15 protein-coding genes and 1 pseudogene are annotated in these 23,992 nt (G+C 72.2%); 11 read left to right on the forward strand and 5 right to left on the reverse strand.

All coding sequences use genetic code 11. The features are described 5' to 3' along the window. Positions 1-283 precede the first annotated feature (283 nt). The 5 genes and pseudogenes from leuS to H343_RS31600 form a co-directional block, all read left to right on the forward strand. Positions 284-3,157, forward strand: a complete 2,874-nt coding sequence (leuS, locus tag H343_RS0119485) for a leucine--tRNA ligase (RefSeq protein ID WP_028432524.1) — start codon at positions 284-286, stop codon at positions 3,155-3,157. A gap of 207 nt (positions 3,158-3,364) precedes the next feature. Then, positions 3,365-4,099 carry a hypothetical protein gene (locus H343_RS31595; protein ID WP_078505919.1) on the forward strand — a complete coding sequence of 245 codons (735 nt, stop codon included), beginning with the start codon at positions 3,365-3,367 and terminating at the stop codon, positions 4,097-4,099. A 20-nt stretch (positions 4,100-4,119) separates the two neighbouring features. Continuing rightward, positions 4,120-4,977, forward strand: coding sequence for a DegV family protein (locus H343_RS0119495; RefSeq protein WP_028432525.1), 858 nt, complete (start codon positions 4,120-4,122; stop codon positions 4,975-4,977). 496 nt (positions 4,978-5,473) lie between these two features. After that, entirely contained in the window at positions 5,474-6,508 is a 1,035-nt protein-coding gene (locus tag H343_RS34350; RefSeq protein WP_486586965.1) for a ComEA family DNA-binding protein, read from the forward strand. Then, positions 6,505-9,105 (forward strand): annotated as a pseudogene (locus H343_RS31600) (ComEC/Rec2 family competence protein); the annotation flags it as partial. The gene H343_RS34350 and the pseudogene H343_RS31600, both read left to right, overlap by 4 nt. 306 nt (positions 9,106-9,411) lie before the next feature. Here H343_RS31600 and H343_RS36040 read toward each other — a convergent pair. Continuing rightward, complete coding sequence (locus H343_RS36040; protein WP_078505922.1) at positions 9,412-9,660, reverse strand: hypothetical protein; 249 nt, start codon at positions 9,658-9,660, stop codon at positions 9,412-9,414. Between the two features lie 55 nt (positions 9,661-9,715). Between H343_RS36040 and holA the strand changes: the two genes are divergently transcribed. Next, a complete protein-coding gene (gene holA / locus H343_RS0119515) occupies positions 9,716-10,705 on the forward strand; it encodes a DNA polymerase III subunit delta (RefSeq protein WP_028432527.1) in 990 nt (329 codons plus the stop codon). Between the two features lie 544 nt (positions 10,706-11,249). Here the strand turns inward: holA and rpsT are convergent. Further along, positions 11,250-11,516 (reverse strand): 30S ribosomal protein S20, encoded by a 267-nt coding sequence (gene rpsT, locus H343_RS0119520; protein WP_028432528.1) that lies wholly within the window; start codon positions 11,514-11,516, stop codon positions 11,250-11,252. 201 nt (positions 11,517-11,717) lie between these two features. Between rpsT and lepA the strand changes: the two genes are divergently transcribed. From lepA to H343_RS31605, 3 genes are all read left to right on the forward strand, one after another. Beyond that, positions 11,718-13,592: a translation elongation factor 4 gene (gene lepA / locus H343_RS0119525; protein WP_028432529.1), complete on the forward strand. Its 1,875-nt coding sequence runs from the start codon at positions 11,718-11,720 to the stop codon at positions 13,590-13,592. A gap of 307 nt (positions 13,593-13,899) precedes the next feature. Continuing rightward, positions 13,900-15,819, forward strand: a complete 1,920-nt coding sequence (locus tag H343_RS0119530) for a long-chain fatty acid--CoA ligase (RefSeq protein WP_028432530.1) — start codon at positions 13,900-13,902, stop codon at positions 15,817-15,819. A 552-nt stretch (positions 15,820-16,371) separates the two neighbouring features. Beyond that, positions 16,372-18,339, forward strand: a complete 1,968-nt coding sequence (locus tag H343_RS31605) for a SpoIIE family protein phosphatase (protein WP_486586966.1) — start codon at positions 16,372-16,374, stop codon at positions 18,337-18,339. Positions 18,340-18,536: 197 nt separating this feature from the next. Here the strand turns inward: H343_RS31605 and hemW are convergent, their stop codons facing one another. The 3 genes from hemW to H343_RS31610 form a co-directional block, all read right to left on the reverse strand. After that, positions 18,537-19,775, reverse strand: a complete 1,239-nt coding sequence (gene hemW / locus H343_RS0119540) for a radical SAM family heme chaperone HemW (protein WP_028432531.1) — start codon at positions 19,773-19,775, stop codon at positions 18,537-18,539. Between the two features lie 160 nt (positions 19,776-19,935). Continuing rightward, positions 19,936-20,793 (reverse strand): DUF3097 domain-containing protein, encoded by an 858-nt coding sequence (locus H343_RS0119545; RefSeq protein ID WP_028432532.1) that lies wholly within the window; start codon positions 20,791-20,793, stop codon positions 19,936-19,938. Between the two features lie 11 nt (positions 20,794-20,804). Continuing rightward, on the reverse strand, positions 20,805-21,602 hold the full coding sequence (locus tag H343_RS31610; RefSeq protein ID WP_078505924.1) for an MBL fold metallo-hydrolase: 798 nt from the start codon (positions 21,600-21,602) through the stop codon (positions 20,805-20,807). 206 nt (positions 21,603-21,808) lie between these two features. Between H343_RS31610 and hrcA the strand changes: the two genes are divergently transcribed. Then, positions 21,809-22,825: a heat-inducible transcriptional repressor HrcA gene (gene hrcA, locus H343_RS0119555; RefSeq protein WP_028432533.1), complete on the forward strand. Its 1,017-nt coding sequence runs from the start codon at positions 21,809-21,811 to the stop codon at positions 22,823-22,825. Next, positions 22,826-23,959, forward strand: coding sequence for a molecular chaperone DnaJ (dnaJ, locus tag H343_RS0119560; RefSeq protein ID WP_028432534.1), 1,134 nt, complete (start codon positions 22,826-22,828; stop codon positions 23,957-23,959). The last annotated feature ends 33 nt before the right edge of the window (positions 23,960-23,992 follow it).

Genomic DNA, 23,992 nt, shown 5'->3' on the forward strand with positions numbered 1-23,992 from the left:
CCCGCGCCCTGGGCCCCGCGCTCCCGGCCCCGGCGCCCCGTCCCCGCGCACCCCGCAGCCGGGCCGGCGTCGGCAGAACTCCGTGTGAGCCTCCTCCGCCCTTGCGGTACCCTGACCGCATGCGTGCCGTACGCCTTCTGCTTAGCCGGCCGCGCTGATCAGTCCCGGCCCTCGTCCGACACCGACGTGATCGACAGGGCCGGAATCGGCGCGGCGTCCCCTCCTGTGCGAGGGGATTTTTCATTTGTGCTCGGCAGGGACGACCGATGGAGCTTTGAGGACGATGACCGAGACGACGACCGCCGCCGAGAGCGCGGCCCCCCATCGCTACACGGCAGCGCTGGCCGCCGACATCGAGACGCGCTGGCAGGACTTCTGGGAGAAGCAGGGCACGTACGAGGCGCCCAACCCCGGGACCGGCGATCTGGCGGGTGACCCCGCGATGACCGCCCGGCCCAAGAAATTCATCATGGACATGTTCCCGTACCCCTCGGGTGCGGGCCTGCACGTCGGCCACCCGCTCGGGTACATCGCCACCGACGTCTCCGCCCGCTTCCAGCGGATGACTGGGCACAACGTCCTGCACACCCTCGGCTTCGACGCCTTCGGCCTGCCCGCCGAGCAGTACGCGGTGCAGACCGGCACCCACCCGCGCACCTCGACCGAGGGCAACATCGTCCAGATGAAGGCGCAGCTGCGCCGCCTGGGCCTGGGCCACGACCAGCGCCGTTCGTTCGCGACGATCGACCCGGACTACTACAGGTGGACCCAGTGGATCTTCGTGCAGATCTTCAACTCCTGGTACGACACCGACGCGGCGAAGGCACGTCCGATCGAGGAGCTGGTCGCGCAGTTCGCGTCGGGTGAGCGCGAGACACCGGAGGGCTTCGGGCGCTGGGAGGACCTGAACAGCGTGCAGCGCGCCGAGGTGCTGGGGGAGTACCGGCTGGCGTACGCCTCTGACGCGCCGGTCAACTGGTGCCCCGGTCTGGGCACCGTGCTGGCCAACGAGGAGGTCACGGCGGAGGGCCGTTCCGAGCGCGGCAACTACCCCGTCTTCAAGGCCGAGCTGCGCCAGTGGAACATGCGCATCACCGCCTACGCCGACCGGCTGCTGTCGGATCTGGACGGTCTGGACTGGCCCGAGGCGATCAAGCTGCAGCAGCGCAACTGGATCGGACGGAGCGAGGGCGCCCGCATCGACTTCCCGCTGGGCGACGGGAACATCGAGGTCTTCACCACCCGCCAGGACACCCTGTTCGGCGCGACGTACATGGTGCTGGCCCCGGAGCACCCGATGGTCGACGACGTCGTTCCGGTCCAGTGGCCGGAGGGCACCCACGAGGTGTGGACGGGCGGTCACGCCGACCCCGCCACGGCGGTCGCCGAGTACCGAGCGCAGGCAGCGGCGAAGTCGGACGTCGAGCGGCAGGCCGAGGCCAAGGACAAGACGGGTGTCTTCACCGGCGCGTACGCCACGAACCCCGTGACCGGCGAGCAGGTGCCCGTCTTCATCGCCGACTACGTGCTGATGGGCTACGGCACCGGCGCCATCATGGCCGTCCCCGCCCACGACCACCGCGACTTCGCCTTCGCCCGCGCCTTCGAGCTGCCCGTGCGGTGCGTCGTGGAGCCGTCGGACGGACGGGGCACGGACACGGCGCAGTGGGACGACGCCTTCGTCTCCTACGACGCGAAGATCGTCAACTCCGCGGCCGGGACCGTCTCCCTGGACGGACTGGACGTGACCGCGGCCAAGGCGAGGATCACCGAGTGGCTGAGGGAGCGGGGGTCCGGCGCCGGCACCGTCAACTACCGGCTGCGCGACTGGCTGTTCAGCCGTCAGCGCTACTGGGGTGAACCGTTCCCGATCGTCTACGACGAGGAAGGCGTCGCGCACGCGCTGCCCGAGTCGATGCTGCCGCTGCAACTGCCCGAGGTGGACGACTACTCGCCGCGCACCTTCGATTCCGACGACGCGGACACCGTCCCGGAGACTCCCCTGTCGCGGAACGAGGAGTGGGTGAACGTCACCCTGGACCTGGGCGACGGCAAGGGCCCCCGGCGCTTCCGCAGGGAGACCAACACCATGCCCAACTGGGCGGGTTCGTGCTGGTACGAGCTGCGCTACCTGGACCCGCACAACAGCCGTGCCCTGGTCGACCCGGAGGTCGAGCGCTACTGGATGGGGCCGCGTGAGGGCATCCCGCACGGCGGTGTCGACCTGTACGTCGGCGGCGCCGAACACGCCGTCCTGCACCTGCTGTACGCGCGTTTCTGGTCCAAGGTGCTCTTCGACCTGGGGCACGTCTCCTCTGCCGAGCCGTTCCACAAGCTGTACAACCAGGGCATGATCCAGGCGTACGTCTACCGTGACAGCCGCGGCATCGCCGTGCCGGCCGAAGAGGTCGAGGAGGTCGACGGTGCGTACTTCCACCAGGGCGAGCGCGTCAGCCGGCTGCTGGGCAAGATGGGCAAGTCCCTGAAGAACGCCGTCACTCCGGACGAGATCTGCGCGGAGTACGGCGCGGACACGCTGCGACTGTACGAGATGGCGATGGGGCCGCTGGACGTCTCCCGCCCCTGGGACACCCGTGCGGTCGTCGGCCAGTACAGGCTGCTGCAGCGGCTGTGGCGCAACGTCGTGGACGAGGCGACAGGCGAGGTCACCGTCGTCGACGCGGCTCCGGACGAGGACACGCTGCGCACCCTGCACAAGGCCGTGGACGGGGTCGGCCAGGACATGGCCGCGCTGCGCTTCAACACCGCCATCGCGAAGCTCACCGAGCTGAACAACCACGTCACCAAGCTGCGCGAGGTGCCGCGTTCGGTCGCCGAGACCATGCTGCTGCTGATCGCCCCGCTGGCGCCGCACGTCGCCGAGGAGCTGTGGCGGAAGCTGGGGCACGAAGAGACCGTCGTGTACCAGGACTTCCCGGTCGCCGACCCGGCGTACCTGGTGGATGAGACGGTGACCTGCGTGGTGCAGGTGAAGGGCAAGGTCAAGGCGCGGCTGGAGGTCTCGCCGTCGATCTCGGAGGCCGACCTGGAGGCGCAGGCGCTGGCCGAACCGGCGATCGTCGGGGCGCTGGGCGGCGCGGGCATCCGGAAGGTGATCGTCAGGGCGCCGAAGCTGGTCAACGTCGTTCCTGCTTAGGCTGAGTCCGGGGCGTCCGGGGCGTCCGGGGCGTCCGGGCCGCCCTTGACGTCCGGGGCGGGGTGCGCGGCGGCGGCCCGGGCCCGTCCCCTACGGGGTCCCTGTGGGGGACGGTCCGGGTTCCCGAGGAACGCGGCCCCGGCCCTGTCCGTTTAGGCTGGAGGGAGAAACAAGCGGCCCGGGGTGGACGGACGAGGGAGCGTGCTCGTGGAATTCGTCATCGGCGTACTGGCACTGCTCTTCGTGCTGTTCGTGACGTTCGGTGTCATCGCCGCGGTGCGCGTCACGCGGGCGGTCCAGCGCGGAGTCGAACGGACGGGCAGCCAGGTGCGGCGCACCGTCGAGGACACCGCCCTGCGGGCGAAGAGCGCACAGCCCGGCCCGGTGGGGGAGCTGGCCCGCAAACGGCTGGAGCTGCGCGCGTCCATCGACGGCACGCGCCGCGCTCTGGAGTCGGACGTGACACAGGACCCGTCCCTGCAGGAAGCGGTCGGGCTGCTCGACCGCCTGCACGAGCACGCGCGGCATCTCGACGGCGAACTGCGCCTGCTGATGGAGCGGGAGCCCGACAAGGCCCGCACCGCAGCCCGTCTGCCCGAGGTGCGTGAGCGTGTCGCACGTATCAAGCAGTCGGCGGATTCGCTCCGCTTCGCCGCGCAGGACCGTGCCAGCCGGCACGACGCGGACGGGCTCGACGCGCTGCGCGAACAGATCGAGATCGAATCGGGTGCGCTGCGCCACTGGCAGAGCCCGGAAGAGCTGGACCCGCCCCGTGAGGAACAGGCGGGCCTGGAACAGGCCCGTGCGGAACAGCCACGCGTCGAGCCTCCCCGTGCGGAACAGGCCCACGCCGAGCCTCCCCGTGCCGAACATCCCCGTGCCGAACATCCCCGTGGCGAACATCCCCGTCTGGACAAGGGCCGTCCGCAGAGCGCTCCCTGAGACGGCGGTAGCCTCCCTTCATGTCCCGCACCACGTCCCGTCATGTCGCGATCGTCACGGATTCCACCGCCTACCTCCCGCAGGGGGCGCTGGTACGGCACAGCATCGACGTGGTGCCGCTGACCGTGGTGCTCGGTGACCGGGCGTTCGAGGAGGGCACCGAGATCTCGGCGCCCTCGCTCGCCGAGGCCCTGCGCGAGCGCCGGGCCGTGACCACCTCACGGCCGAGCCCGGCGGTCTTCGCGGAGACCTACCGCGCGGCTGCCGAGGCCGGCGCGGAGGGCATCGTCTCGCTGCATCTGTCCGGTGAGATCTCGGGTACGTGCGACGCGGCGCAGCTCGCCGCTCGTGACGCTCCCGTGCCGGTGCGGGTGGTGGACACCGGTCTCGTCGCCATGGCCCTGGGGTTCTGCGCCCTGGAGGCGGCCGGGACGGCGGCGGGCGGCGCCTCACTCGACGAGGTCGTGGCAGCCGCGGAGAAGCGTGCCGAGGGAATCTCCGCCCACTTCTACGTCGACACGCTCGACTATCTGCGCCGGGGCGGGCGCATCGGCGCCGCGCAGGCGCTGTTCGGCTCGGCTCTCGCGGTCAAGCCGCTGCTGGAGCTCGTGGACGGCCGTATCGCGATGCTGGAGAAGGTACGGACGGCGTCCAGGGCGATCGCACGGCTGGAGGAGATCGTGGTGGAGCGGGCAGGCAGTGCGTGCGTCGACATCGCGGTGCACCACCTCGCGGCGCAGGAACGTGCGGACCAGCTCGCGCAGCGGCTCCGGGAGCGGGTGCCGGAGCTGGGTGAGCTGCATGTGAGCGAGGTCGGTGCGGTCATCGGCGCCCACACGGGGCCGGGGCTGCTCGGCGCCGTGGTGTCACTGAGGTGAGTGAGCCGGTCATCCACAACCGGCGGGTTCTCCCCGGGAATTGACCAAGATCAACTGATGTGCGCGGTGCTGGCTACCTTCGGTCGGCATGAGCACTCGTTCCCGTCTTCGCCGGCGTCCCCGTCCTACGGGCCCGCCTCGCGGGCCCCGGTCCCGTGCGTGTCCCGCTCCTCCCGGCCGCGGTCGTCTCCCGTGCCGCCGCCGTACTGTCCGCCCCGCACGTCCCGGGGCGGCCGGGTCCGCTTCCGGCCCCGGTTCCGGCTCCCCCGAGGCGGCGGGGACGACGGAGGGGCCGGGGCAGCGTGCCGCGGCGCTGCTCGGGGATGCCGCTCGGTCCTCGCCCGGCGAAGTCCGCCCGTCGGCGGACGAGTCGGGGCCCGCGCCGCCACCGGCGACGACGACGCCGGTGGCGGCACCGGCGCCCGTACGGCGCGGACCGCCGGTGCCTCCCGGTGGGAGTGCCGAGCCGCTGCCCGTACGGCGCGGACCTCGGTCGGTGCCGTGCGAGTCCGGGAGCGCGGCGGCGCAGCAGGATTCCGGGGCGGCCGGACCGGAAGCGGCGCGCGAGGTGCTGCCACGCGCCGAAGCGCTGGCCAGCGCGCGCAGCGCCGTACGGCACAGCCGTGCCCGGCGTGCGGCGCGGACACCGGAGAACGACGACACCGTTCCCCTGACCGCCGGGCTGCCCCCGGTCGCCGCCCGCCCGCGCGGGGCACGGACGGACGCGCCGGCCACTCGCCCCGGGGACGACGGCAGCGGTGGCGGACAGGCACGCGAGCGCCCTCCCGCACCCGGACCGCCGGGCGAGCGCCGGGGGTTCGTGCGCCCAGTTCGTGACCTGCGGGAACGGCTCCCGCTGTGGCTGCGGTTGCGGTGCGGTGTGGAGCCGCGGACGCTGCTCGCGCTGGCGGTCGTCCTCCTGGCCGCCGTCGCTTTCGCCGTGCACCACTTCTGGACGGGGCGCCCGGAAGCCGTACGGGCACCGGAGCCGCGGAGCGCACCGGCCCTCCCGGAGGCGGACGGAGCGGGGGAGGGAGACGCGGCGGACGGCCGGAGGACGGGCGGCGCGACGGGCGGGGCGGGCAAGCGGCTGGTCGTGGACGTCTCGGGGAAGGTCCGCAAGCCCGGCATCTACCGGCTGCCGAGCGGCGCGCGGGTCGCCGACGCACTCGAGTCGGCGGGCGGAGTGCGTCCCGGCACGGACGTCAGCGGCCTCAACCGGGCACGGCGTCTCATCGACGGTGAGCAGATCGTCGCGGGCGGCGCACCGGCAGCGGGCGGTGCGGGAAAGGGGGCCGCCGCCGGTCCGGCGCCCGGCGCCGGTGCGGGACCGGCGGGAGGCACCGTCAGCCTGAACTCCGCCACGGCCCAACAGTTGGAGACGCTGCCGGGAGTGGGCCCCGTCCTGGCCCAGCGCATCGTGGACCACCGGCAGAAGAGCGGCGGGTTCAGCTCCGTCGACCAGCTCCAGGACGTCAGCGGTATCGGGGAACGCCGCTTCGCCGACATCAAGCCGAAGGTGACACCGTGAGCCCGGGGCGGAACGCCGCGAGCGGACGTTCCGCCGTGCACGTCGCCGCTCCCGGTGCGTTCGGCGCCGCGAATCCCCGGCAGGAGCAGCCCGCCGACCTGCGGCTGGTCCCGCCCGCTCTCGCCGCCTGGGGAGCGGCGGCGCTGGCGTTGGGCCTGCCGGGGGCGGTGGCGGCGGCGGGCGTCGCGGCGTGCACCGCGGCGGCCGGGGTGCTGTTCGCGGTGGCACGCCGTGGAGCGCGGCGCGGGCGGGGCGGGCCTGCGTCCTTCTTGCCCGTCACCGCTGCGCTGTCGCTGCTGTGCGCGGCAGCGGGCGGAGGCGTCGCCGCCCTGCACGCCGCGGATCTGCGCCGTGGGCCGCTGCCCCGCCTCGCAGCCCAACACGCTTCGGTGACGGCCGACTTGACCGTCACCGGTGACCCCCGCCGGATGCGGCCCCGTGTGCACGGTGCCCGGCAGGCAGCGGACGCCCTGCTCTTCCGGGCCGAGGCAACCCACGTCACCGCACGGGGCTCCCCGCCGGGCGAGGTCCGGGCGGGGGAACCACCCGCCCGACACGCCGTGCGCACGCCGGTGCTCGTCATCGTCCACGGGCCGGAGGGACGCGGCGCGCGGGAATGGCTGCGTCTGCTGCCCTCGACCGGTCTGCGCGCCGACGCCAGGCTGATGACCCCCACCCGTACCGGTCACGGACAGGACATCGCCGCCGTCGTGCGCGTACAGGGCGACGGCCCGCCCCCGGTCATCCGCTCGCCGTCGGCAGCGCAGCGCACGGCGGGCAGCCTGCGCGCCGGGCTGCGCGAGGCGACCGGCGGACTCGGCGGGGACGCCCGGGGGCTGCTGCCAGGGCTGGTGGTGGGCGACACCTCCCGCATGCCGCCGGGCCTCGAAGCGGCGTTCCGCAGCACGGACATGACGCATCTGCTCGCGGTCAGCGGCGCCAACCTGACGATCATGCTGGCGGTGCTCATCGGGCCGCCCGGCACCGCCCACCTCGCGGAGCGCCGGGGCCTGGCCCCGCGCCTGGGCATCCCGTTGCGCGGCACGGCGGTGCTCGGAGCCCTGCTCACGCTGGCCTTCGTCATCGTCTGCCGTCCTGAGCCGAGCGTCATACGGGCGGCGGCCTGCGGACTGATCACGCTCCTCGCCCTCGTGACCGGCCGGCGGCGCTCCCTCCTGCCCGCCCTGGCGGCCGCTGTCCTGCTGCTCGTCCTCATCGACCCCTGGCTCGCGCTCGACTTCGGCTTCCTGCTGTCCGTGCTCGCCACGGGAGCGCTGCTCACCATCGCGCCCCGCTGGAGTGCGGCGCTGCGGGGCAGGGGGATGCACGGACACCTCGCCGAAGCTCTCGCGGCGGCGGCCGCGGCCCAGGCCGTGTGCGCTCCCGTGGTGGTGGTGCTCGCCGCGCACGTCAGCCTGGTGGCCGTCCCCTGCAACCTGCTGGCGGAGTTCGCCGTGGCTCCCGCCACCGTGCTGGGGTTCGCTGCCCTGGCGACGGCACCGTTCGCGATGCCGCTCGCCAAGGCCGTTGCCTGGCTGGCCGGTTGGCCCGCCGAGGGCATCGCCGCGCTGGCGCGCGGGGGAGCGGCGCTGCCCGGCGCGGAGATCGAGTGGCCCGGAAGCTGGAGCGGAGCGTTCCTGCTCGCCTTCGTCATCGCCGTCGCCGTGCTCCTCGGCACCCGGCTCCGGCTGCTCCGGCGCCCGTGGCTGTGCGCGGTGTGCGTGGCGCTGTTGCTGCTGGCGGTGATCCGTCCGGTGCCGCTGGTCCGGCCGCTGACCGGATGGCCGCCTCCCGGCTGGCGTCTGGTGGTGTGCGACGTGGGGCAGGGCGACGCGCTCGCGCTCGCCACGGGGAGGGACGGCTCCGCCGTGGTCGTGGACGCGGGGCCGGACCCGGCCGCCGTCGACGACTGTCTGCGCACTCTGGGGGTCACCTCCGTTCCCCTCGTCCTGCTGACCCACTTCCACGCCGACCATGTCGCCGGGCTGCCGGGGGTGTTGAAGGGACGCGGTGTCGGGGCGATCCAGGCCACGCCGCACCAACATCCGAGGGGGCAGGCGGCGTTCGTGCGCCGTACCGCGAGGGAGGCAGGTGTTCCCGTGACCGGAGCCGCTGCCGGGGAGAGGGGAAGCGTGGGCGGTCTGTCCTGGGAGGCCCTGTGGCCGCCCGCCGAGTCCGCCGAGCCTGCTGGTGCGGCTGGTGCGGCTGGTGCGGCTGGGGCAGCCGGGCGGGGCGAGGACGCCAACGACGCGAGCGTCACCCTGTTCGTCCGCGTGGCCGGCATGACCCTGCTGCTGCCGGGCGATCTCGAACCCGACGCTCAGCGGGGGTTGTTGACGAACCATCCGGCGCTGCCCTCCGTCGATGTGCTCAAGGTCGCGCATCACGGGTCGGCGTACCAGTACGCGCCCCTGCTGGAACGGCTGCGCCCGCGCGTCGCCCTGATCTCCGCGGGAGCCGACAATCCGTACGGGCACCCCGCGCCCCGTACTCTCGGAGCGCTCCGCGCGGCCGGTGCTCTTGTCCGGCGCACCGACCTCCATGGAGCACTGGCGGTGACCGGCACGGGGAGAGAAGGCTCCGCCACGGCAGGGGGCGGGCCGGCAGTGGCCACGGAGCGTGAGCCCGCCGACCGGCAGCCGGCGCAGCGATCGGTGCCGTCACGGGCGGTGCGGGAGCCCCGGCGCCCGAAGTACTCGAGAGTGCCTTCGCCGGCCGCCGGTGAGGACGGCATCGCCGAGGCGGGCGGAGCCGTGGTGCCGTGTCGGGCCGGCGAGAAGAGGGGAGGTGAGGGCCGGTCGGGGTGCCGGTTCCGACAGTTCCTCCCCGTCAGGCTCACCCCGCCTCTCTCCGCGTCACTCCCCCCGCGTCACGCCCCCAGCATCACCCCTCGTTCCCCCGTCTCAGTCCCACTCCAGCCAGCCCTCGTACTCGTCCGCGAGCTCGTCCAGCAGCCGCCGGTCGTAGCGTCCCTGCGGGGCTTCCAGGACGACGAGCCACTGGGCGTCCTCGGCGTCGTCCTCTCCCGCCAGCGCCTCACGCACCAGTTGCGGCTCCTCGTGCGGCCCCTCGAAGCGGCTCTTAAGCTCCTCGGCGACCTCCTCGGCCGCGTCGCGGTCGGGCAGTACCAGGATGTGTCGTACGTCCGTCACACAGGCATTCTGCGCCAGGCGGATGTGTCGGTGGGCCATGGGATGCTGTTCGGCGATGGCTGGTACGCGCAAGAAGACGACGGACGATCCGCTGGCCCCTTTCACGCTCGCCGTGGGCCAGGAAGAGCTGCTGCTCGACCGCGCGGTGCGGGATGTGGTGGCGGCGGCGCGAGCGGCCGACCCGGACACCGACGTGCGCGAACTGGCCGCCGCCGACCTCCAGCCGGGCACGCTGGACGAGTTGACCAGCCCGTCCCTCTTCGCCGAACGCAAGGTCGTCGCGGTGCGGAACGCGCAGGACCTCTCGGCAGAGACCGTCAAGGACGTGAAGGCGTATCTGGGTTCCCCCGCCGAGGAGATCACGCTGGTGCTGCTGCACGCGGGCGGCGCCAAGGGCAAGGGCCTGCTGGACGCGGCCCGCAAGGCGGGCGCCCGTGAGATCGCGTGCGCGAAGCTGACCAGGCCGGCGGACCGACTCGCCTTTGTGCGGGGCGAGTTCCGCGGCCTCGGCCGCTCCGCGACCCCGGAGGCGGCCCAGGCCCTCGTCGACTCCGTCGGCAGCGACCTGCGTGAGCTGTCCTCCGCCTGCTCGCAACTTGCCGCCGATGTCGAGGGGACGATCGACGACGCCGTCGTCGCGCGCTACTACACGGGCCGCGCCGAGGCCTCCAGCTTCGCCGTGGCCGACCGCGCGGTCGAGGGCCGGGCGGCGGATGCCCTGGAGACGCTGCGCTGGGCCATGGGGACGGGAGTCGCGCCGGTCCTGGTCACCAGCGCCCTCGCGCAGGGCGTACGAGGCATCGGCAAGCTCGCCTCGGCGCCCCGCGGCATGCGCCCCGGTGACCTCGCACGTGAACTGGGCATGCCGCCCTGGAAGATCGACCGGGTGCGGCAGCAGATGCGCGGATGGTCCGCCGAGGGTGTCTCCACGGCTCTGCGTGCGGTGGCAGCCGCGGACGAGGCAGTCAAGGGCGGCGGTGACGATCCGGAGTACGCGCTGGAACAGGCCGTGATCGCGGTGGCGAAGGCGGCACGCTCCCGCTGAGCCGGCCGCCGCCCTGCGAGCGCCCCGCGCCGCACCCCGGGACCTGTGCGCCGGTCTGCGGCCCCGCGCCGCACCCCGGGCCTGTGGGCCGGTCTGCCCCGCCCGCCGGGGCGCCCGCGAGGGCCCGGGTACGGGCGTCCGGCAGGTCCCGCTCGTGCGTCCACGCACACGAGTCCAGCGCACGCCCCTGACCGCAGGTCCCCACACCTGCGCCCCTGAGTCTGTGGCCCTGCGCCTGTGGCCCCTGCCCTGCACCCTGCGCGTACGCACAGACGTCTCCGCGCGTACGTCCCCCGCGTGTGCCTCCCGCGCGCACGTCCCCCGCGCGCACGTCCCCCGCGCATGCGAAAACCCCGCAGTGCCCGGGAAGAGCAGTGCGGGGCTCCGGCTTTCAGCGACCGCGGAGCGGTCGGACGCGCCGCACCCGCGTGGCGAACGCAGGCCGCGTGCGGCGCGGAATCACGTGTGAGACATCACGCTGTGGAGCAGCCGGCACGGAACGGAGTGAGAGGGCCCGTCGGACCCGCACCGGCGAGGGAGGGCGTCAGCCCTTGAGGGTGCTGAACCGCTGCGCGAGCGCGGACTTCTTGTTCGCCGCGTTGTTCTTGTGCAGCACACCCTTGCTGACGGCCTTGTCGAGCTTGCGGCTGGCGACGCGCTGGGCCTCGGCGGCCTTGTCGCTGTCACCGGCGGCGATGGCCTCGTGAGTACGGCGGATCGCCGTCTTGAGCTCGGACTTGACCGCCTTGTTGCGCTGACGCGCCTTCTCGTTGGTCTTGATCCGCTTGATCTGGGACTTGATGTTCGCCACGAAGAAGAGCCTTTACGGGTTCGGTGATGGTGTCTTCATGCCGTCGTGAGCTTCTGCCGAGCGCACGAGGCACAGTGGGCCAGGCTATCAGCAGGCCCTGTGGCCTCCCAATCGGCCCGCACCCCCCGCGCATGGGACGATGGGGCGACGAACCGCATGAGTGTTTCCCGCCGAGACCCGACAGACCCGACAGGACCCTGCGTGCCCGCGACCCCTTCGAACGTGCCGGAGCCGAGCCGTACCGACCCGGCGCTGATCCGCAACTTCTGCATCATCGCGCACATCGACCACGGCAAGTCGACGCTCGCCGACCGGATGCTCCAGCTCACCGGCATCGTCGAGGACCGGCAGATGCGTGCCCAGTACCTCGACCGCATGGACATCGAGCGGGAGCGCGGCATCACGATCAAGTCCCAGGCCGTGCGCATGCCCTGGGCGCCCACGGGCGCCCAGGAGGCCCCGCACATCCTGAACATGATCGACACCCCGGGGCACGTGGACTTCACCTATGAGGTCTCGCGCTCCCTGGCCGCCTGCGAGGGGTGCGTCCTGCTGGTGGACGCGGCACAGGGCATCGAGGCGCAGACCCTCGCCAACCTCTACCTGGCGATGGAGCACGACCTCACGATCATCCCGGTGCTCAACAAGATCGACCTGCCGGCGGCGCAGCCCGAGAAGTTCGCCGCGGAGCTGGCCCATCTCATCGGCTGCGAGCCCGAGGACGTGCTGAAGGTCTCCGCGAAGACCGGCGAGGGCGTCGAGGAGTTGCTGGACGAGGTCGTCAAGCAGGTTCCGGGGCCCGTCGGCGACGCGCAGGCGCCGGCCCGAGCGATGATCTTCGACTCGGTCTACGACGCGTACCGGGGTGTCGTCACCTACATCAAGGTCGTCGACGGCAGCCTCAGCAGGCGTGAGCGCATCAGGATGATGTCGACGGGCGCGACCCACGAGCTGCTGGAGATCGGCACCAACTCACCGGAGATGACCGCTTCGGACGGTCTCGGCGTCGGCGAGGTCGGTTATCTGATCACCGGTGTGAAGGATGTGCGCCAGTCCCGGGTCGGCGACACCGTCACCCGCTTCAGCAAGGGCGCCGAGCAGGCGCTGGCCGGTTACAAGGACCCGAAGCCCATGGTCTTCTCCGGTCTGTATCCCCTGGACGGCTCCGACTACCCCGAGCTGCGTGACGCCCTGGACAAGCTGCAGCTCAACGACGCGGCGCTGACCTACGAGCCGGAGAACTCCGTCGCGCTCGGCTTCGGCTTCCGCGTGGGCTTCCTCGGGCTGCTGCACCTGGAGGTCGTACGGGCCCGTCTGGAGCGAGAGTTCGGCCTCGAGTTGATCGCCACCGCTCCGAACGTCGTCTACCGCGTCGAGATGGAGGACGGGAACGAGCACGTCGTCACCAATCCGAGCGAGTTCCCGACCGGGAAGATCGACAAGGTGCACGAGCCGGTCGTACGGGCGACGCTGATCGCCCCCAGCGAGTTCATCGGCGCGATCATGGAGCTGTGCCAGTCGCGGCGCGGTGGTCTGCAGGGCATGGACTACCTCTCGGAGGACCGCGTCGAGCTGCGCTACACGCTTCCTCTCGCGGAGATCGTCTTCGACTTCTTCGACGCGCTGAAGTCCCGCACCCGCGGCTATGCCTCCCTGGACTACGAGCCCACGGGTGAGCAGAGCGCCGATCTGGTGAAGGTCGACATCCTGCTCCAGGGCGACCAGGTGGACGCCTTCTCCGCGATCGTGCACAAGGAGAAGGCGTACGCCTACGGCTCCCGCATGGCCAACAAGCTCCGTGAGCTCATCCCGCGCCAGCAGTTCGAGGTGCCCATCCAGGCGGCCGTCGGCGCCCGGATCATCGCACGTGAGACCGTGCGGGCCATCCGCAAGGACGTCCTCGCGAAGTGCTACGGCGGTGACATCTCCCGCAAGCGGAAGCTGCTGGAGAAGCAGAAGGAGGGCAAGAAGCGGATGAAGGTCGTCGGCAGGGTCGAGGTGCCGCAGGAGGCGTTCATCGCGGCACTGTCCACCGACGGCGGCGGTACCGGCGAGGGCGCCAAGACCAAGAAGTGACGAGGAAGCAGGGCGCCGGGGCGAAGAACCCGCTCCCGGCGCGCTCCTCCGGCAGGCAGCGGAGCAGCCGGTGAGGGCATGATGAGGGGCAGGCGAGCATCAGGGGCGGGCCGTGTGCGCGGTCTGCCCCTGATGGTTTCCGAGGAGCCTGTGACGATCGAGCGGTGGTCGGGGCATTGCGGACGGAGACCCCCTTACGTAAGGCCGCCACGGCATCTAGGCTGGCGCTGCCCCCCTAGTTACTCGTGAGTCAACAAGCACTCACCACGTAAGTCACCAAGCAAAGTGCTGGCCAGCGGAGGATGTCGTGAGCGACACACAACCCCTGATCGAGAACCGGCCGCCCTCCGTGGCGACGCTCTTCCTGGAACGGGTCGAGGCCACCCCCGACGCGGAGGCCTATCGCTATCCGGTCCCCTCCGCCGCGGGCGAAGGGCCCGACGAGTGGCGCGGCTACACCTGGGGCGAGGCGGCGCAGCGTGTCTTCGGGATCGCCGCCGGACTGATGTCGCTCGGCGTGGCCCCCGAGGAGCGGGTGGCCATCGCCTCCAACACCCGCGTCGACTGGATCCTGGCCGACCTCGGCATCCTGTGCGCCGGCGCCGCGACGACCACCGTCTACCCGAGCACGAATGTCGGGGAGACCGCCTTCATCCTCGCCGACTCCGAGAGCCGGGTACTGATCGCCGAGGATCTGGAACAGCTGGAGAAGGTGCGGGAGAACCGCGCCGAGCTGCCCCGCCTCAAGCACGTCGTGCTCATCGACACCGGCGACACGGCCGAAGGGGGAACGCCCTCCGGTACCGGCCCCGACGCGGGGGACCCCGAGGGCTGGGTCCTCAGCCTCGCCGAGCTGACCCGGCGGGGCGCCGAGTACCTGGAATCCCACCCCGACTGCATCAAGGACATGGTGCGGGGACTGCGCTCCGACCAGCTGGCCACGCTCATCTACACGTCCGGGACCACCGGCAAGCCCAAGGGTGTCCGCCTTCCGCACGACTGCTGGTCCTACATGGCCAAGGCCATCGCCCAGTCAGGACTGGTCACCCGTGAGGACGTGCAGTATCTGTGGCTGCCGCTGGCCCACGTCTTCGGCAAGGTACTCACGGCGGCGCAGATCGAGGTCGGTCATGTGACCGCCGTCGACGGCCGCATCGACAAGATCATCGAGAATCTGCCGGTCGTGCAGCCGACGTACATGGCCGCCGTGCCGCGGATATTCGAGAAGGTCTACAACGGTGTGGCGGCCAAGGCCAAGGCGGGCGGCGGGGCCAAGTACAAGATCTTCCAGTGGGCGGCCGGTGTCGCCCGCGAGTACGCCAAGGTCACCCAGGAGAACTTCCGCCGCACCGGCAACGCCACCGCGCCGGCCGGTCTCAAGGCCAAGCACGCGGTGGCAGACCGGCTCGTCTACGCCAAGCTCCGCGAGGCATTCGGCGGCCGGCTGCGCGCCTGCGTCTCCGGGTCCGCCGCGCTCGCCCCCGACATCGGCTACTTCTTCTCCGGCGCGGGCATCCACATCCTGGAGGGCTACGGGCTGACGGAGTCCTCCGCCGCCAGCTTCGTCAACCCCGGCGAGGCGTACCGCACGGGCACTGTCGGCAAGCCGCTGGCCGGCACCGAGGTGCGCATCGCCGAGGACGGCGAGATCCTGCTGCGCGGCCCGGGCATCATGCAGGGCTACCACGGGCTGCCCGACAAGACGGCCGAAGTCCTGGAGGAGGACGGCTGGTTCCACACCGGCGACATCGGCGAACTGTCGGAGGACGGCTACTTGCGGATCACCGACCGCAAGAAGGACCTGATCAAGACCTCCGGCGGCAAGTACATCGCGCCCGCCGAGGTCGAGGGACAGTTCAAGGCGCTGTGTCCCTACGTCTCCAACATCCTGGTGCACGGCGCCGACCGCAACTTCTGCACCGCCCTCATCGCCCTGGACGAGCTGAGCCTCACCGCGTGGGCGCAGGAGCAGGAGTCGCTCAAGGACAAGCCGTACAAGGAGGTCATCACCAGCGACGAGGTGCGCCGGATGGTCGAGGAGTACGTGACGGAGCTGAACGGCACGCTCCAGCGCTGGCAGACGATCAAGAAGTTCCGTGTGCTGCCGCGCGACCTGGACATCGAGCACGGCGAGCTGACGCCGAGCCTCAAGCTCAAGCGGCCCGTCGTGGAGCGCGAGTTCGGGCACCTGATCGAGGAGATGTACGCGGGCTCGCGCGAGGCGTGAACCCGCAGGGTGTGCCGGGTGAGCCGGGCGGCCGCTGAGGACCGGGCCGCCCGGCGCACCTGTTCAGCTTCGGCGCCGCCCGGGGCAGCACACCCCGTTCCGCAGTTCGCGCAGCGGTTCGGTCAGCTGGGCGATGTGCCGGGCGAGTTCGCGGACGTCCGGGCCCGGAAAGGGGGCTGAGAGCCTCTACGGGCTCCGTCCACACGGTCTGGCCGCAGCACGCAGAAGGACGCTCGTCAACCGGGCGAGGGGCGACGGCTCCCGTGCGTATCCGGAACCGCCCGGCGGCGCAGTCCCCGTGGTGCGGGGCACGGTCCGCACCGGGCAGCGGGTCCGGCCCCGGGTATCGCATCCCGAAGCCCGTCCAGTGTTCGGGACACTTCACCATTCATCGTTTGCGCCTCTTCGGTTTCGTCACTCGACGCATATGAATCCAGCCAGTCTGTCACCCTTGCGATAACCGTGCGGGGTTTGGCGGGAGAACTGTCGGGACGCGGCGCTGTGGGGACGATGCCGATGCGGTGGGGGGAAACGGACGGGACGGAGACAGGGGTGCGGCAGGACGGCCCTGCGGCTCCCGCCCCGGAAGGCGGACTCGTCACCGGCCCCCCACCCGGTTCCGCACGCGGTCCCGTCCCCGATGCCGCCCCCGGTCCCGATGCCGTCCCGGTACGAGCATGCCTGCCCGGTGACGCCCAGGCTCCCGCGGCGGCGCGCAGGCTCGTCCGCGACGCCCTGTGCGACTGGGGAACGCCCCTCGCCACGGTGGACGACGCGGTGCTGCTCTCCAGCGAACTGGTGACCAACGCGGTCGTACACGCCGGTACGGCCGTCCAGTTCGGCTGCCGGCGTGAAGGCGGCACCTTGGTGGTGGAAGTCGCCGACCACCACCCCACGCGCGCCGTGGAGACCCATGGCGGTGGAGAGGGCGCCGGCCCCGGGGCGTACGAGCGGGACGTCCCCGGCGGTCATCAGGGGCACGGCCTGCGCCTGGTCGCGGCGCTGGCGGAGGAGTGGGGGGTCAGCTACCGGCGGGACGGCAAGACGGTCTGGTTCCGGCTGCCCTGGGAGCCCGGCCGGCTGCCCGGGGGCCCGTCCGGCCACCCGGACCCGGAGGCGGCGGAGGCGCCGGAGACTGCGGAGGCGGCGGAGACGGCACAGGGGGCGGAGAGGACGGAGCACGGGAGCGTACGCGCGCAGGTCCCCCCGCCGGCCGGGCGGCAGGGGGACCTGAACCTGACGGGACGGCTCGCTCCCGGCGCACAGCGCGTCGTGACCGGTGTGCGGGGCGGACCCGACTGGATCAACCACGGAGTCCTCTCCTTCCTCGCCGAGGCGTCCGATCTGCTCGCCGGCCAGACCGACGAGGACCAAGTCGCCTCTCTCGCCGGACAGCTCCTCGTACCCCGCTTCGCCGACTGGTGCGCCGTGTGGCTCACCGACACCGACACGGGCGCTCCGCCGCGGCTGGCCCGTGTGTGGCACTCCCACGAGGACCGCATGGACGCACTCCGCGCCGAGCTGCTGAAGTCGCCTCCCTCGCTGTCCAGGCGCAGGCACAGCGGCAACGCCGTGCCCCGTGCCTGGCCCGGGCAGCCGTCGGCGTACGGCCCGGGAGGTGCAGCGGCGGGCTGCCGGCTGGTCGTCGGTGGACGCACGGTGGGCACACTGATCGTCGGACGGGCGGGGCTGCTGCGGATACCCGACGAAGTCCTCCGCGTCGTCGAGGACTTCGCCCGAAGGGTCGCGGTCGCCGTGCTCTCCGCGCGCCGCTACACCCGCCAGGCGACCATCAGCAGGGTGCTCCAGCGGGGGCTGCTGCCGTCCGGCGAGGTCGTCATCCCGGGAGTGGAGACCTCCGTCGTCTACGAGCCGGCGGGCGAAGGCTCCTGGGCCGGGGGCGACTTCTACGACTTCTACGAAGTGGGTGACGGGCGCTGGCGGTTCGCACTGGGAGACGTGTGCGGCAACGGTCCGGAGGCCGCCGTCGTCACCGGCCTGGCCCGCCCCGTGCTGCGGCTGCTGGCACGCGAGGGCTACGGCGTCCCCGAGGTGATGAACCGGCTCAACCGCGAGGTGGGCGAGCAGAATCGCTTCCTCTCCCTGGTCTACGGCGAGTTGACGCCCCGCGCGGCCGCCGAGGGCGCCGGCACGGAGTGCACGATGGTCTGCGCCGGTCATCCGCTCCCGCTGGTACGCGGGGTGTCGGGGGAGGTACGGGCGGCGGCGGAGCCGCAACTGCTGCTCGGCGTCGTCGAGGAGGTGGAGTACGAGAGCCAGAGCGTCGTCGTGGAGCCCGGTGAGACCCTGCTCTGCGTCACCGACGGCGTGACGGAACGGCGCCGCGGACCGCGCCAGTTCGACGACGACGAGGGCCTCGCGGCCGTGCTGGCGCAGTGCGGAGGGCTGGACGCCGCCGGCACCGCGGAACACCTGCGGCGTGCCGTGCACGCTTTCGGGGACGGTGCGCCCGTGGACGACCTGGCGATGCTGGTGCTGCGGGCGCGCGGGGCAGCCTGACGGGCGGACGGGCGGATGGCCTGACGCACTGACGCTCTGATGCACTGACGGCCTCACGCACTGACCACCCGGCAGGCGGGCGGCTTGACGGGGCGGGCGACCTGACGGGGTGGACGGCTCCGCGGGCACGCGCCCGGCGCCGTCGCCCGCCCTTCCGTCCCACGCCCGCCCCCGTGTGTCCGCCCCGCGACCTCCGGTCAGTCGACGAGATCGCGTACGACCGCGTCGGCCAGCAGCCGCCCGCGCAGCGTGAGCACGGCTCGCCCCCGCTCGTACGGTCCGGGCTCCAGCAGCCCTTCGTGCAGCGCCCGGCGGGCCGCCGACGCCCCCGCGGGGGCGAGCAGTTCGAGCGGGCAGCCCGCCGCGAGCCGCAGTTCGAGCATGATCCGCTCGATCCGCCGGTCCTCGGTGCCGAGCAGTTCGCGGCCGGCGCCGGGGGAGCGCCCTTCGGCCAGCGCCTGCGCGTACGCGGCCGGGTGCTTCACGTTCCACCAGCGGACACCGCCGACATGGCTGTGTGCGCCGGGCCCGGCACCCCACCAGTCCGCGCCGGTCCAGTACAGCTCGTTGTGCCGGCAGCGGGCGGCGGGGTTGCCCGCGGTGGCCCAGTTGGAGACCTCGTACCAGTCCATGCCGGCGGCGCGGAGCGTCTCCTCCGCGAGCAGATAGCGGTCGGCGTGCACGTCGTCGTCCGTCATCGGGACCTCGCCGCGGCGGATGCGGTGCGCGAGCCGGGTGCCCTCCTCGACGATCAGGGCGTAGGCGGAGACGTGGTCCGGGTGCGCGGACAGCGCGGCGTCCAGGGTGGCGCGCCAGTCGTCCTCGCTCTCGCCTGGCGTGCCGTAGATCAGGTCGAGATTGACGTGGGCGAAGCCGGCGGCGCGTGCTTCGGCCACGCATGCCTCGGGCCGTCCGGGCGTATGGGCGCGGTCCAGGACGTTCAGCACGTGCTGCCGCGCGCTCTGCATGCCGAACGAGATCCGGTCGAAGCCCGCTTCGCGCAACTGCGCGAGGGAGCGGGGGGAGACGGACTCCGGGTTCGCCTCCGTGGTCACCTCGGCGTCCGGTTCCAGCCCGAACTCGTCACGGACGGCGCCCAGCGCCCGGGCGAGGTCCCCGGGCGGCAGCAGTGTCGGAGTGCCTCCGCCGACGAACACGGTCGAGACCCGGCGGGGGTCGTCGCCCAGGACCTTGCGCGCGAGCCGGATCTCGTCGGCGAGCGTGGCCGCGTAGTTCTCCCGCGAGGCCAGGACGCCGCCGGAACCGCGCAGCTCGGAGGCGGTGTAGGTGTTGAAGTCGCAGTAGCCGCAGCGGGTCGCGCAGTACGGCACGTGCAGATAGAAGCCGAGCGGACGGGACTCGCGGCCGGTGAGGGCGGACGCCGGGAGGGCGCCGCTCTCGGGTACGGGCTCGCCGTCGGGCAGTGCGGAGGGCATGCCCTCCATTGTCCGCGACGGTGCTGTGCGGTCCGCGACGGCGGCCTGAACCCGGCCTGCTCTCCCCGGCCGGAGACCGGCGGAGCACGCGGCCGCCGGTGCGCCCCGCGCGCGCGTCGCGTGGCGCATCTCACAGCAGTTGGTCAGGAGAACCCGATGTTCAGGAGAACCCGACGGTCACGTGGTCGATGAGCTGTTCCACCCTCCCCAGCAGCGCCGGTTCGAGGTCGCGGTAGTCGCGTACGCGGCCGAGAATGCGCTGCCAGGCCGCACCCGTGTTGTCGGGCCAGCCCAGCGCCCGGCAGACGCCTCTCTTCCAGTCCTGCCCGTGCGGCACCCGGGGCCAGGCGTCGATGCCGACGGAGGAGGGCTTCACCGCCTCCCAGATGTCGATGTAGGGATGACCGACCACCAGCACGTCCTCGCCGGTCACCTCCGCCGCGATACGGGACTCCTTCGAGCCGGGGACCAGATGGTCGACCAGCACACCCAGCCGTGCCTCCGGAACCGGGCCGAAGTCCCTCACGAGGGCCGGGAGATCGTCGATGCCCTCCAGGTACTCGACCACGACCCCCTCGATGCGCAGGTCGTCGCCCCAGACCTTCTCCACCAGCTCAGCGTCGTGCCGCCCCTCGACATAGATCCGTCCCGCGCGGGCCACGCGGGCGCGTGAGCCGGGGACGGCGAGCGAACCGGAGGCGGTGCGCCGCTGGGCCGCCGCACCGGCCGCGGGAGGGGAGCCGGCGGCGGCGCCCGGCAGCGGACGTACCAGCGTGACGGTCTTCCCCTCCAGCAGGAAGCCGCGCGGCTCCATCGGGAAGACCCGGTACTTGCCGAACCTGTCCTCGAGCGTGACGGTCGGGCCCCCGGCGGTCTTCTCCGTACGGATGACCGCACCGCAGAACCCGGTGGTGATCTCCTCCACCACCAGTTCGGGATCGGCCGGCACCTCGGGCACGGACCGCTGTGGCTTCTTCCACGGCGGCGTCAGGTCGGAGTCGTAGGAGCGGCTGTGCATGACCGCATTCTTCACGATCCCGCGAAGCGGCGCGCGAGGACGTCCCGTTGGGCGCGTACGAACCGTGCGTCCACGGCGGCGCCGTGCCCGGGCACGTACACGGCGTCCTCGCCGCCCAGCGACAGCAGCCGGTCCAGCGCGGCGGGCCAGCGCGAGGGGCAGGCGTCGGGGCCGGCCTGCGGCTGACCGGACTCCTCCACCAGGTCTCCGCAGAAGACCACGTCCGGGCCGCCGTCCGCACCTCGTACGAGTGCCGCGAGGTCGTGCGCGCTGTGGGCGGGGCCCAGGTTCACCAGCAGCACCCGCCGCCCGCCGGCCGTCAGCGTGAGCGAGTCCGCGACCGTGTGCCGGGGGGACGCGGATGCGGAGGCCGACGCGGTGGCCGACTCGTCGGCCACCCCGGGCGGCAGGCCGTGGAGCACGGCGTCCCGGCGCAACTCCTCCCGGGCGCCGGTGAGATCCATGCCCGCCGGTCCGTACACCTCCCCCGCCGTGACGGCGGCGGTGAAGGCGGCCGTGCCCAGTACGTGGTCGAAGTGCGGGTGGGTGAGCACCACTTGCGTCACCGCGAGGCCCGACAGACGGCGGATCTCCGCGCCGATCCAGGCGCCCTCGCCGAGGCTGGAGCCCGTGTCGACGACCAGCGCACCCCTCGTGCCCAGTACGGCGCCGGCCGTCGCGTCCCAGTGCGGCAGCCTGTGCCGCACCACGCCGGGGGAGAGGTGTTCCCAGGCCCCGGGGCGGCCACCGTCCGCCGTGTGCGCGCTGCCGGCCTCGTGCCTGTCCGTCTCTTCCCTGTGACCGGCCATGCCGCGACGGTACCGGTCCGCCCACGGGGCTGCCGCGTACCGAGAGTCGGGCAGCCCTTGCCCCCGTTGCGGCAACCGGCCGTACACTGGCCCAGGGGTTCTGGCACTCCGTGGAAGAGAGTGCCAGGGACACCGGAGAAGCCGGGCCAGAGGTCCCGGTGGCCCCGGGGCGCAAGCCGGGCAGAACCGGACGGGAGGTGTGCACGTTGCTCAGTGAACGCAGACTCGAAGTGCTGCGCGCCATCGTCCAGGACTACGTCGGCACGGAGGAGCCCGTGGGCTCCAAGGCGCTCACCGAGCGGCACCATCTCCAGGTCTCCCCGGCGACCGTGCGCAACGACATGGCGGTGCTGGAGGACGAGGGGTACATCGCCCAGCCGCACACCAGCGCCGGACGCATCCCCACGGACAAGGGCTACCGCCTCTTCGTGGACAAACTGGCCGGCGTCAAGCCGCTGTCGTCCCCCGAGCGCCGCGCCATCCAGAACTTCCTGGAGGGCGCCGTCGACCTCGACGACGTGGTCGGGCGCACCGTGCGGCTGCTGGCGCAGCTGACGCGGCAGGCCGCCGTCGTGCAGTACCCGTCGCTGACCCGGTCGACGGTGCGGCACGTGGAGCTGCTGTCGCTGGCTCCGGCGCGGCTGATGCTGGTGCTGATCACGGACACCGGCCGGGTCGAGCAGCGGCTGATCGACTGCCCCGAGCCGATCGGGGAGGCTTCCCTGGCGGATCTGCGGGCCCGGCTGAACAGCCGGGTGGTGGGGCAGCGCTTCACCGAGGTCCCGTCCCTCGTGCAGGACCTGCCGGACGCGTTCGACGCGGACGACCGCGGCACAGTCTCCACGGTGCTGGCGACGCTGCTGGAGACGCTGGTCGAGGAGACGGAGGAGCGGCTGATCATCGGCGGCACCTCCAACCTCACCCGCTTCGGGCAGGACTTCCCGCTGAGCATCCGGCCCGTGCTGGAGGCCCTGGAGGAGCAGGTCGTGCTGCTGAAGCTGCTCGGGGAAGCCAAGGACCCGGGCATGACGGTACGAATCGGGCATGAGAACGCCCATGAGGGGCTGAGTTCCACCTCGGTCGTGTCGGTCGGCTACGGTTCGGGCGACGAAGCAGTTGCCAAACTCGGCGTGGTCGGACCGACCCGCATGGACTACCCCGGAACGATGGGAGCGGTACGCGCAGTGGCACGGTACGTCGGACAGATCCTCGCGGAGTCGTAAGTGGCGACGGACTACTACGCGGTCCTCGGCGTGCAGCGCGACGCCTCGCAGGACGACATCAAGAAGGCCTTCCGCAGACTGGCGCGCGAGCTGCACCCGGACGTCAATCCGGACCCCAAGACCCAGGAGCGGTTCAAGGAGATCAACACCGCCTACGAGATCCTCTCGGACCCGCAGAAGAAGCAGGTCTACGATCTCGGCGGCGACCCGACGGGCGGCGCGGGCGGCGGAGGCGGCGGCTTCGGCGGAGCGGGCTTCGGCAACTTCTCCGACATCATGGACGCCTTCTTCGGCACCGCTTCGCAGCGCGGACCGAGGTCCCGTACGCGTCGCGGCCAGGACGCCATGATCCGGCTCGACATCGACCTGGACGAGTCCGCCTTCGGCACCACCAAGGACATCCAGGTCGACACGGCGGTGGTGTGCAACACCTGCAGCGGTGAGGGAGCGGCGCCCGGTACCTCACCGCAGACGTGCGACATGTGCCGCGGCCGGGGAGAGGTCTCGCAGGTGACGCGGTCCTTCCTGGGCCAGGTCATGACGTCACGCCCGTGCCCGCAGTGCCAGGGCTTCGGCACGGTCGTGCCCACGCCCTGCCCGGAGTGCGCCGGCGACGGGCGCGTCCGCTCGCGCCGCAGCCTGACGGTGAAAATCCCCGCCGGTGTCGACAACGGCACCCGCATCCAGCTCGCGGGCGAGGGCGAGGTCGGCCCGGGCGGTGGCCCGGCGGGCGACCTGTACGTCGAGATCCACGAGAGCGCCCACCACGTCTTCCAGCGCCGTGGCGACGATCTGCACTGCACGGTGACCATCCCGATGACGGCGGCGGCCCTGGGCACGCAGGTGCCGCTGGAGACGCTGGACGGCATGGAGGAGGTCGACATCAGACCGGGCACGCAGTCCGGGCAGTCGATCCCGCTGCACGACCGCGGCGTCACGCATCTGCGTGGCGGCGGCCGCGGTCAGCTGATCGTCCATGTCGAGGTGATGACACCGAGCGCTCTGGAGCCGGAGCAGGAGGAGTTGCTGCGGCGGCTGGCGGAAATGCGCGGTGAGGAGAGGCCGACGGGTCAGTTCCAGCCCGGACAGCAGGGGCTGTTCTCCCGGCTGAAGGACGCCTTCAACGGCCGCTGAGGGAACCGGTTCCGGGCTGGGCACCTCCGATGA

Source organism: Streptomyces sp. TAA204 (assembly GCF_000424965.1).

What these genes read in the sequence shown, in the direction of transcription:
- leuS (WP_028432524.1), top strand. Translation starts at nt 284, where the DNA reads ATGACCGAGACGACGACCGCCGCCGAGAGCGCGGCCCCCCATCGCTAC.
- H343_RS0119495 (WP_028432525.1), top strand. Translation starts at nt 4,120, where the DNA reads ATGTCCCGCACCACGTCCCGTCATGTCGCGATCGTCACGGATTCCACC.
- holA (WP_028432527.1), top strand. Translation starts at nt 9,716, where the DNA reads ATGGCTGGTACGCGCAAGAAGACGACGGACGATCCGCTGGCCCCTTTC.
- hemW (WP_028432531.1), bottom strand. Translation starts at nt 19,775, where the DNA reads ATGCCCTCCGCACTGCCCGACGGCGAGCCCGTACCCGAGAGCGGCGCC.
- H343_RS0119545 (WP_028432532.1), bottom strand. Translation starts at nt 20,793, where the DNA reads ATGCACAGCCGCTCCTACGACTCCGACCTGACGCCGCCGTGGAAGAAG.
- H343_RS31610 (WP_078505924.1), bottom strand. Translation starts at nt 21,602, where the DNA reads ATGGCCGGTCACAGGGAAGAGACGGACAGGCACGAGGCCGGCAGCGCG.